9 protein-coding genes are annotated in these 6,613 nt (G+C 53.3%); 8 read left to right on the forward strand and 1 reads right to left on the reverse strand.

Annotated features, from left to right (window positions below):
* The first annotated feature begins 234 nt into the window (after window positions 1–234).
* The 5 genes from D467_RS0116105 (at window position 235) to D467_RS0116125 (ending at window position 4,481) form a co-directional block, all read left to right on the forward strand.
* A complete protein-coding gene (locus tag D467_RS0116105; RefSeq protein WP_018918570.1) occupies window positions 235–813 on the forward strand; it encodes a TRAP transporter small permease in 579 nt (192 codons plus the stop codon).
* Between the two features lie 30 nt (window positions 814–843).
* Window positions 844–2,127: a TRAP transporter large permease gene (locus D467_RS0116110; RefSeq protein ID WP_026285804.1), complete on the forward strand. Its 1,284-nt coding sequence runs from the start codon at window positions 844–846 to the stop codon at window positions 2,125–2,127.
* A gap of 20 nt (window positions 2,128–2,147) precedes the next feature.
* A complete protein-coding gene (locus D467_RS0116115) occupies window positions 2,148–2,591 on the forward strand; it encodes a universal stress protein (RefSeq protein ID WP_018918572.1) in 444 nt (147 codons plus the stop codon).
* 147 nt (window positions 2,592–2,738) lie between these two features.
* Complete coding sequence (bamJ, locus tag D467_RS0116120; RefSeq protein WP_018918573.1) at window positions 2,739–3,419, forward strand: BamJ family beta-barrel-assembly machinery protein; 681 nt, start codon at window positions 2,739–2,741, stop codon at window positions 3,417–3,419.
* 3 nt (window positions 3,420–3,422) lie between these two features.
* A complete protein-coding gene (locus D467_RS0116125; RefSeq protein ID WP_018918574.1) occupies window positions 3,423–4,481 on the forward strand; it encodes an alpha/beta hydrolase family protein in 1,059 nt (352 codons plus the stop codon).
* A 53-nt stretch (window positions 4,482–4,534) separates the two neighbouring features.
* Here the strand turns inward: D467_RS0116125 and D467_RS19350 are convergent, their stop codons facing one another.
* Window positions 4,535–4,828: a hypothetical protein gene (locus D467_RS19350; protein WP_018918575.1), complete on the reverse strand. Its 294-nt coding sequence runs from the start codon at window positions 4,826–4,828 to the stop codon at window positions 4,535–4,537.
* Window positions 4,829–4,933: 105 nt separating this feature from the next.
* Between D467_RS19350 and D467_RS0116135 the strand changes: the two genes are divergently transcribed.
* The 3 genes from D467_RS0116135 to D467_RS0116140 all read left to right on the forward strand — a co-directional run.
* The gene (locus tag D467_RS0116135; protein WP_018918576.1) at window positions 4,934–5,848 is read left to right on the forward strand and encodes an AEC family transporter; all 915 of its coding nucleotides are present in this window, start codon (window positions 4,934–4,936) and stop codon (window positions 5,846–5,848) included.
* A 296-nt stretch (window positions 5,849–6,144) separates the two neighbouring features.
* Window positions 6,145–6,282, forward strand: a complete 138-nt coding sequence (locus D467_RS19740) for a DUF2256 domain-containing protein (protein WP_081621249.1) — start codon at window positions 6,145–6,147, stop codon at window positions 6,280–6,282.
* Window positions 6,283–6,368: 86 nt separating this feature from the next.
* Window positions 6,369–6,613: helix-turn-helix domain-containing protein (locus D467_RS0116140; RefSeq protein ID WP_018918577.1), on the forward strand; the 245-nt coding region annotated here is incomplete at its 3' end.

The raw sequence follows: 6,613 nt of genomic DNA on the forward strand, positions 1-6,613 counted from the left end.
GATGAGAGCGGGCTTGAAAGGTGTAGAGAGCGTTGGAGAATAGTTTTCCAAGGTTAACGCAAAAACGCCAAGCACCCGTTACGCTAAGAAAGTGGCGATACGATTTCATCACTGCACTGCTTTTTCACTGCCGCTATTTCATTAATGCCATCGTGAGTGTGGAATGCTCACGATATTGAGCGTGCTGTGGGCGGTTGTAAGCCACAGTCATGCTGCTAAAAGGGGAATCCGGCCATGACCGATGAAGAATCCGAAAAGAACTACCACTCAGGTTTGCCCGGCGTATTAGGGATAATCGACACTGCAATTAGCAAAATCGAGTCAGTGATTCTGGCGCTAGGGGTTTTGCTAATGGCGCTGAATACGGTTACCAACGTTGTGGCTCGTTTTGTGTTTGGTAACAGCATCATGTTTTCCGGCGAGCTAAACCGCATCTTGATCATCATGATTACATTTGCCGGTATTGGCTATGCGGCGCGCCATGGGCGCCACATTCGCATGTCGGCGATCTATGATGCGTTGCCGGTTGGAGGGCGCAAAGCACTCATGATCTGTATTGCGCTATTTACCTCAATGATCATGTTCTTTCTACTTTATTACTCTGTCGTTTATATCCTGGATCTGTATAGCAAGGGGCGGGTACTGCCCTCGCTAAGCCTTCCGGTCTGGATTATTTACCTGTGGGTGCCAATGGGCTTTTTGATCACTGGTCTTCAATACCTGCTGACCGCGGTCAAAAATTTCACTTCCCATGATGTGTATCTCTCAACCGGCGTTGTGGACGGTTACAAAGATACTGAAACCGAAGTTTGACGTAGGGCATCGCACTCTAGGGGAATAGTTATGACGACAATAATGGTAGTCACCATGATTGCCCTGCTGCTGCTGGGCTTTCCAATGATGGTTCCGCTGATTGCGGCGGCGATCATCGGCTTTTACATGATGTTTAATGGCTTCGGCCAGATGGATACGCTGATCCAGCAGATGATGGCGGGTATTCGTCCGGCATCGCTGATTGCCGTGCCCATGTTTATTCTCGCTGCCGATATCATGACGCGCGGCCAGTCGGCCAACCGGCTGATCGATATGGTGATGGCGTTTATCGGCCATATCAAAGGCGGGCTTGCGGTCAGTACGGCGGCGTCGTGCACACTGTTCGGTGCTGTTTCAGGCTCTACTCAGGCAACCGTGGTGGCAGTCGGTTCACCGCTGCGACCCAAAATGCTCAAGGCCGGTTATTCGGACTCGTTTACCCTGGCGCTGATTATTAACGCCAGTGATATTGCCTTCTTGATCCCGCCGAGTATCGGCATGATCATCTACGGGGTTATTTCGGGTACTTCAATTGGCGAGCTGTTTATTGCCGGTATCGGGCCGGGTCTGCTGATTCTGGTTATGTTTTCGGCCTACTGTATTGCTTACGCAATCATTAAGGATGTACCAACTGAGGCGCGAGCCAGCTGGAAAGAGCGCGGCACTGCAGTTCAAAAGGCGCTCTGGCCGCTGGGTTTCCCGGTCATTATCGTAGGTGGCATTTATGGGGGCATCTTCAGCCCCACCGAGGCCGCGGCTGCCTGTGTGCTTTACGCCATACTGCTGGAGTTCGTGGTGTTTCGCTCGCTCAAAATGGGTGATATCTACACTATCGCCAAGTCTACTGGTTTGATTACGGCCGTAGTGTTTATCCTGGTGGCGGTAGGTAACAGCTTTTCGTGGATCATTTCCTTTGCCCAGATCCCCCAGGCGATTCTGGAATCGGTCGGGGTGAATGACGCAGGGCCGACCGGCGTTCTAATCGCGATTTGTATCTCTTTCTTTATCGCGTGTATGTTCGTTGATCCTATCGTGGTCATTCTGGTTTTAACGCCTATTTTTGCCCCTGCTATTGCGGCCACAGGCCTGGATCCCGTATTGGTGGGTATCCTGATTACCCTGCAGGTGGCGATCGGGTCGGCGACACCGCCGTTTGGGTGCGATATCTTTACCGCCATTGCGATCTTTAAACGGCCCTACTGGGAAGTCATTAAAGGCACGCCTCCGTTTATCTTTATGCTGATCCTGGCGGCGGCGCTGCTGATTATGTTTCCGCAGATTGCGCTGTTCCTGCGTGATGTGGCCTTCCGCTAACTTTCCACAAGGAGAATTGCATGTTTAATCGCATTTTAGTCCCGGTGGACGGTTCGAAAGGGGCTATCAAAGCACTTGATAAGGCGGTTGGGCTGCATATGCTAACGGGCGCCGAACTGTATTTTCTGTGTGTATTCAAGCATCACAGCCTGCTTGAGGCGTCGCTTTCCATGGTGCGTCCAAGCCAACTGGATATACCCGATGATGCTTTGAAAGAGTACGCCACCGAGATTGCCGTGCATGCGAAATCCCACGCGATCGATATGGGCGCTGAAAGTAGCCGCGTCCGCGCTTTTGTGAAAGGTGGGCGCCCATCACGCACCATCGTACGCTTTGCCTGGAAGCGGGAGTGCGATCTAATTGTCATTGGTGCCCAGGGCACCAACGGCGAAAAAAGTATGCTACTGGGCAGCGTTTCCCAGCGGGTTGCCGGTGCAGCCCACTGTCCGACGCTAGTTGTATAGGGTGGCGTAAACCTCTGGGTAAACGCGCTGTCCTATTTTTTGAAGTACTCTAAATTTTTGAAGTACTCTAAATTTCTAAAGTACTCTAAATATTTTTGAAGCATCCTAAATATGGCGTATCACGCCAACGAATAAGGTTATTTTTTAATGAAAACACTGCTCTCTACAACGGCCTTGACCAGTCTGCTTTTGGTGGCACCTTTTGTTGCCGCCGCCCCTGATACAGACGAGCAGCGTCTTGCCTACAGCCTTGGGGTTACTCTGGGCGAAAGCATGAAGGCCGATATCGAAGATCTGGACCTGGATGCGTTTAACGACGGCATGCGCGATGTGTTCGAAGACAACGATCTGGCGCTCAGCGAAGACGAGATGGTTGAGTCGATCATGGCCTTCCAGGCACGCTCTCAAGAGGCGCGTGAAAAAGAAGCTGCCGAGATGGCCCAGCTAAATCAGGAAGAAGGCGATGACTTCCTGGCGGAAAACGCCGAGCGTGAAGGTGTTGAAGTAACCGAGTCGGGCCTACAGTACGAAGTGCTGGAGTCGGGCGATGGTGAAACACCTGGGCCTGAAGATACCGTGGAAGTGAATTACGAAGGCATGCTCCTGGACGGCACCGTATTTGACAGCTCGTTTGAGCGCGGCGAACCGGTAAGCTTCCAGGTTAACCAGGTAATTGAAGGCTGGCAGGAAGCGCTGCAGCTGATGAGCGTTGGCGACAGCTGGATGCTATACATTCCTGCTGATCTTGCCTACGGTGAACACGGCCAGGGTCCGATTGGCCCCAACGAAATGCTTACCTTCCGCGTTGAACTGCTAGGCGTCGAATAACCTATGTTCCTGGCCCCTGTTGTTGCCCGTTACACCAGTTTCATACTCTTGGTAGGCGGGCCTCTGGTGGCCAGTGCTGCTGAAACGCCTGATCGCTTGCCTGCGCTAAATGCGCTGACGGAACAGGCAAGCGTGGTAGGCGTATCCTCGGGTGGTTATATGGCCACACAGCTAGCGGTTGCCTGGCCTGAGCGCTTTAGCGGCGTTGGGGTACTGGCAGCGGGGCCTTGGGGATGTTCTCAGGGCTCGCTGAGCATGGCGCTTAATCAATGCATGATGACGCGTGGTGGTCTGCCTGATCTTGAGGATCTTGAAGACCGCCGTGAGCGTTATACGCAAAACGAGCAGGCGGGCGATCAGGCAGCTCTTGGCAAGCTAAGAGCCTTTATCTGGCATGGCGGGGCGGATAACGTTGTTGATCCTGAGCTGGTTGAGCTTTTAGCCGGGCAGTGGCGGCAGTGGCTAGCAGCGCCTGACCAATTAAGAGTCGTGCGCAATCCGACAGCGGGCCACGGCTGGCCGGTACGCCTGCACGAAGAGGAAACAGTTGGCCCCCATGAGCTGGGGAACTGCCGTCAGGGCGGGGGAAGCCATGTGCTCGCCTGCGATGAAGACGTCGCCCGCGAGATGCTTGACTGGCTATACCCAGAGCGCGAAACGGTGAGTCCAGAGTCAGGTGAACTGGTCGCGTTCGATCAGTCAGAGTTTGCCGTCAAGGGGCTTGCGGATACCGGCTATCTATTTATCCCCGCTTCCTGTGAAGATGAAGCCTGCCCGGTCACGATTGCCCTGCACGGCTGCCAGATGAGCACTAATGCCATCAATGACACCTTCGTCAGTCACAGTGGATTAAATCACTGGGCCGCAAGGCATCGTCAGATAGTGCTTTACCCGCAAATCGACAGCAGCTTATCCAACCCGCAGGGGTGTTGGGATTGGTGGGGATATGCCGAAAGCCTTTGGCAGCAAAATCCGCTCCACGATACCCGTGAAGGCAGCCAGGTGAGCGCGCTGATAGCCATGCTCGACCGATTGCAAACGGCCTCTAACGACGCCGACTAAGCTTTTTTCTGGCACATTAACGTCAAACCGACTTTGATCTCCCTTTCGGGGTATCAAGGATGACGCGTGCCTGCCATAGGCATAATGGCTTGAGAGGCGGCTTTTGCCGATCTGTCGACATTAATATGCAGCGTTAACTTCCCCTCATCGCCCAAAATAGCTGAGCAGGCCTGACCCTTGAGATCACAGATGGCCATTGTGGGATGCCCGGCCGTTGGGTGGCTATCGTGAAGGTGGTGAAAAAACACATACCAAGTACACACCGCCAGCGCTAGGCCGGTGACCAAAATCAGTACTTTGAGTCCCTTTAAACCCGCAAAGTAAGCAGGTTGAGGTAGTATCTTCATGGCAGAATGTCGCTACGCAAGCCGTGAGGCGGGGATTCGTTTCATGGTAACAGTAAATGTGTCGATGTCGTTGTGCTGTGATGTCGCAGGCCATAAGGAAATTCCATGGAGAGTATTACCGCTGCGTTAGGGCCTTTGTTTCTTTTAATACTTTTTGGCGCAGCGCTGGGTTACTGGCGCTGGCCGAGCCCGGATTTTTGGCCCGCTATGGAGCGGTTAATCTACTTTGTGCTTTTCCCAGCCATGCTGGTAGGGACGCTCGCGACCGCCGATGTCAGCCAGGTACCAGTGGGGCGCCTAGCACTAGTATTGTTAGGCGCAATAGCATTTTTTGGGTTGCTGATCTGGTGGCTGCGCCATTGGCTACAGCTAACACCCGCGGCGTTTACCTCCGTGTTTCAAGGAGCGGTGCGCTTTAACACCTATGTTGGCGTGGCAGGGGCGGCAGCATTGCATGGCGAGTTAGGAGCAACGACCGCTGCTGTGGCCGTGGCGTTAATGGTACCTGTGGTTAACGTGATGTGTGTGGCAAGCTTTGTTGCTGCGGGCACGTTAGGCAGTGCCAGTATGGGGAAAAGCGTGATGGCGCTGGTGAAAAACCCGCTGATACTCGCTTGCTTAGCGGGCATTGCGTTAAACCTGACCGGTATTGGTCTGCCAGGGTGGAGCCAGGATACCGTGGGCCTTCTGGGACGAGCCGCCTTGCCGCTGGGGTTGATTGCCGTGGGGGTAGCCCTGCGCCCGGCAGCGCTATTACGGATCGACCGCGGCCTGCTCGCCACCAACAGTATCAAGCTAATGCTGATGCCTGCATTGGTATTGGCACTGGCGTGGGCATTAGGGCTGGACACGATCAGCCGAGACGTTGCGCTATTGTTCGCCGCCCTGCCTACTGCCACTTCAGCCTATATTCTGGCCCGCCAGCTGGGCGGCGATGCCGAGCTAATGGCGGCCATTATCACCGGTCAGACGCTGCTCGCCATGCTCTCACTACCGCTATGGCTTCAGTTAGCCGGCTAAGATGCAAAAATAAATAAAAAGTATTCGCATTTGTATTGACGAGATAAATACGAATGATTATATTGTCTGTGTAGCGTTTAATGAGTCGCTACAGACCACGACAGATTACCGCCAGTTTTTTGTCATGGTTTCTCCCTCTCATTGCTAGTCACGGTCTTTTGCCACTCCCTTGGAGTGGCTTTCTTTTTTTTGGGGCAACCTGAACCGTAAAATGACGCAGTGCTTGAGGCGCCGCCTTGGTAAGTCTCTACACTGATGCAGTCATTCGTTTTCACGCCTCAACCGCCGGTAATTACATGGCCCACCAGAAACCCCACCTCCCAACGAAAATATGCCCGGTCTGCGAGCGCCTCTTCACTTGGCGCAAGAAGTGGGCTCGGGACTGGGAGAATGTCGTCTATTGCTCGCAGAGGTGTCGGCGTAATGGCGTGTGATGTAGCGACCAGCCAACGCTTAAAAGCCGCCAGACTGAACTGCACCCCAAAAGTTGGACACTCATCCAACGATTGGGGTGTTTTTCATGGCGAAATACAATGAAGCATTTAAGCTATTAGTAGTGCAAAGCTATGTAGAAGGACAACACGGTTATAAGAGGCTGGCTAAACAATACGGCCTTGACCATGCCATCGTTAGGCGTTGGGTCAAAAGCTATGAACAGCATGGTCTGAGCGGCCTGCAGAAAAAGTTCAGCCACTACAGCGCCGAGTTCAAATTAGCGGTGTTGCAACAGATGAGGCAAGAGGAGCTATCAGCTTTACAAGCGAC

Origin of the sequence: Vreelandella zhanjiangensis DSM 21076, assembly GCF_000377665.1 — a bacterium.
GTDB lineage: Bacteria > Pseudomonadota > Gammaproteobacteria > Pseudomonadales > Halomonadaceae > Vreelandella > Vreelandella zhanjiangensis.